General features: G+C 64.6%; 4 protein-coding genes and 3 tRNA genes. 4 read left to right on the forward strand and 3 right to left on the reverse strand.

The features are described 5' to 3' along the window. A partial coding sequence (locus tag AC2VOG_RS03460) for an oxygenase MpaB family protein (protein ID WP_486938519.1) occupies positions 1 to 368 on the forward strand: 368 nt, incomplete at its 5' end. Here AC2VOG_RS03460 and AC2VOG_RS03465 read toward each other — a convergent pair. Further along, positions 365 to 841 carry a nucleoside deaminase gene (locus AC2VOG_RS03465; protein ID WP_486938520.1) on the reverse strand — a complete coding sequence of 159 codons (477 nt, stop codon included), beginning with the start codon at positions 839 to 841 and terminating at the stop codon, positions 365 to 367. The genes AC2VOG_RS03460 and AC2VOG_RS03465 overlap by 4 nt on opposite strands. A gap of 139 nt (positions 842 to 980) precedes the next feature. On the opposite strand from AC2VOG_RS03465, the gene AC2VOG_RS03470 reads away from it, so the two are divergent. Further along, positions 981 to 1,817, forward strand: a complete 837-nt coding sequence (locus tag AC2VOG_RS03470) for a class I SAM-dependent methyltransferase (protein WP_486938522.1) — start codon at positions 981 to 983, stop codon at positions 1,815 to 1,817. Here AC2VOG_RS03470 and AC2VOG_RS03475 read toward each other — a convergent pair. Continuing rightward, entirely contained in the window at positions 1,798 to 2,247 is a 450-nt protein-coding gene (locus tag AC2VOG_RS03475; protein ID WP_486938521.1) for a nitroreductase/quinone reductase family protein, read from the reverse strand. The two genes, AC2VOG_RS03470 and AC2VOG_RS03475, sit on opposite strands and share 20 nt — an antisense overlap. Positions 2,248 to 2,290: 43 nt before the next feature. Then, positions 2,291 to 2,366: transfer RNA gene (locus tag AC2VOG_RS03480), tRNA-Lys, on the reverse strand. Between the two features lie 112 nt (positions 2,367 to 2,478). Here AC2VOG_RS03480 and AC2VOG_RS03485 point away from each other — a divergent pair. Further along, positions 2,479 to 2,551, forward strand: a tRNA-Glu gene (locus tag AC2VOG_RS03485). Between the two features lie 39 nt (positions 2,552 to 2,590). Then, positions 2,591 to 2,667 (forward strand) — tRNA-Asp (locus AC2VOG_RS03490). Positions 2,668 to 2,670 lie beyond the last annotated feature (3 nt).

The following is a 2,670-nucleotide window of genomic DNA, read 5'->3' on the forward strand; positions in this document are numbered from 1 at the left end:
TGACGGAGTTGCCGAAACCACCTTTTGCGCAGTGGATTCCGAATCCGCTGTGGGCTCTGCAGCGCAAGCTGCTGTCGCCGTTCTTCGTGTGGGTCACGGTCTGCCTCTACGACCCGCCGGTGCGAAAATTGATGGGCTACACCTGGTCACGCCGCGACGAATGGTTGCACCGCCGTTTCGGTGACCTGGTGCGCCTCGCTTTTTCCGTTGTGCCGCCGCGATACCGCAAACACCCGCGGGCCCGCGCCGGATTCGACCGGGCCATCGGCCGGATCCCGGCCGACACTCCGCTGGTGCAGACGCCGGCCCGCAACCTGCCACCGCTCGACGAGCGCGGCGATCCAAAGCACTACTGCCCCAACGTCTAAGGCCTTCTATCGGCGTTGCGTTCGCGCCATTCGCGGTAGACCTCGATCGCGTCATCTCGGGGTTCGTAGCGCATCGGCAGTCGTCGGTCCTGCCAGTCCTTGTCGAACTCGTCGTAGAACGTGGCCAGCTCGAAGTACTTGCGGTCGTCGACGTAGTAGCACTCGTACTGGTCGCGTTGCGTCAGGAAGACGACCTCGTCGGGTGAGCAGTAGTACAGCGAACCCAGGCACATCGGACACGGGTGGGCCAGCACGTAGATGGTGGCGCCGGTCAGATGTTCGGTGCCCAGCTTCACGCATGCCTCGCGGATGGCGAGGATCTCTGCGTGAGCGGTCGGATCATGGCTCTGGGCAACCATATTGACCCTCTCGGCCAGAATTTCGCCGTCCTTGACGATCACCGTCGCGAACGGCCGGCCGCCTTGGGTGACGTTCTGCCGGGCCAGATCGATGGTTCGTTGCGCGAAATCCATCGCGGGTCCTCCATCCGGGTGCCGAGCAAATAACTAGCTGACCTATATTAATTCGTACTACGAGAGGGGAGCCACGGTGTCTGTACGCAGCGAGAGCGACAGTTGGGATCTGGCGACGAGCGTTGGCGCGACGGCGACGATGGTCGCCGCTCAGCGGGCGCTGTCATCCGACGCCGGCCTGATCGACGACCCATTCGCCGCACCACTGGTGCGCGCGGTCGGCATCGACGTCTACACCCGGTTGGTCAACGGCGAGATTCCGGTCACCGACGGCGTCGACTTCGACCCGGCCCGGATGGCCCGGGGAATGGCGGTCCGGACGCGGTTCTACGACCGGTTCTTTGTCGACGCGACTCGTGGCGGCATCCGGCAGGCGGTGATCCTCGCCGCCGGCCTGGACGCCCGCGCGTACCGGTTGCCGTGGCCGCAGGGGACCGTGCTCTACGAGGTCGATTTGCCGGAGGTGATCGATTTCAAGACCTCGACGCTTCGGGACCTCGGTGCCGAGCCGACAGTCGAGCGCCGAACCGTCGCGGTGGATTTGCGCGACGACTGGCCCGCAGCGCTGAAGGCTGCCGGTTTTGATGCGCAGGCCCCGTCGGCTTGGAGTGCCGAAGGTCTCGTCTTCTACCTGCCGCCGGAGGCTCAGGATGCGCTATTCGGCAACATCACCGCGCTGAGCGCACCCGCGAGCCAGGTGGCGTCCGAGTTCCTGCCAGACACAACAATTTTCAACGACCCGCGGTGGCGTGAGCATCATGACCGGATGACCAAGCTGGGCTTCGAGATCGACTTCAACGACCTGATGTACCACTACGAGCGCAGCCACATCATCGAAGACCTGACCAAGCGCGGCTGGGACGTGTCGCACCGCCGGGTCGCCGATATGCACGCGGCCAACGGCTTCGAATACGCCACCGACGAACTGGCCCAGGCCTTCGGCGACACCACGTATCTCAACGCGGTGCGAGGCTGATCGCGGCTCGGTCGCGGAAGTCGATCCGCACCGACACCGGCGTCGTCTCCAACGCCTTGACGACCTTGGCGCCCACTCGGCCGAACTTGCGGCCGCGCGCCACGACGTCATCGTCGGGTTTGAATGTCGCTACTCCGGAATGCCACGTACTGCCTTGTCGCAGGCGAACATTTGGATTGTCGACGATGTTACGGCCCCAGCCCGAGCGGGTCCCCGGCCGGGAGATGATCCATACCCCGCCCTGGTCGAACTGAGCGGAGACGGGAACCCGGCGCAGCTGACCGCTCTCGCGGCTGACGGTCTCGAGTTCGGTGGCCAGCGCGATGCGGACACCGATTTTGCTCAGGACCTGGACGGCGGGATTGAGCAGGCAGCCGACGGCGCGCTCCCGGCGGAACTTCCGCAGTGTCTTGTCCTCGCTGCTGGGCACGTAGTGGGCGTTAGTAAACCGATCGGCATGCCCAACCATGATCTGGTGCCCCCAGTAGGACTCGAACCTACGACCTGCGGATTAAAAGTCCGTAGCTCTACCAACTGAGCTATAGGGGCGGCGAGGCACAAGGATACTGTGTGCCCGTTTGAGGATTCGGGCCCCCGTGACCTAAGCTGACGTGGCTCCAACGAACCACGTTGTGAGTACCCCCGAAGAGATTCGGTTCTGGCCCCCATCGTCTAGTGGCCTAGGACGCCGCCCTTTCACGGCGGTAGCACGGGTTCGAATCCCGTTGGGGGTACGCGCGGCGCCGGTAACGCCGGAGCGAGCAGTACAGCAAGGCCCTGTGGCGCAGTTGGTTAGCGCGCCGCCCTGTCACGGCGGAGGTCGCGGGTTCGAGTCCCGTCAGGGTCGCCATTT

Source organism: Mycobacterium sp. TH-M11 (assembly GCF_057473725.1).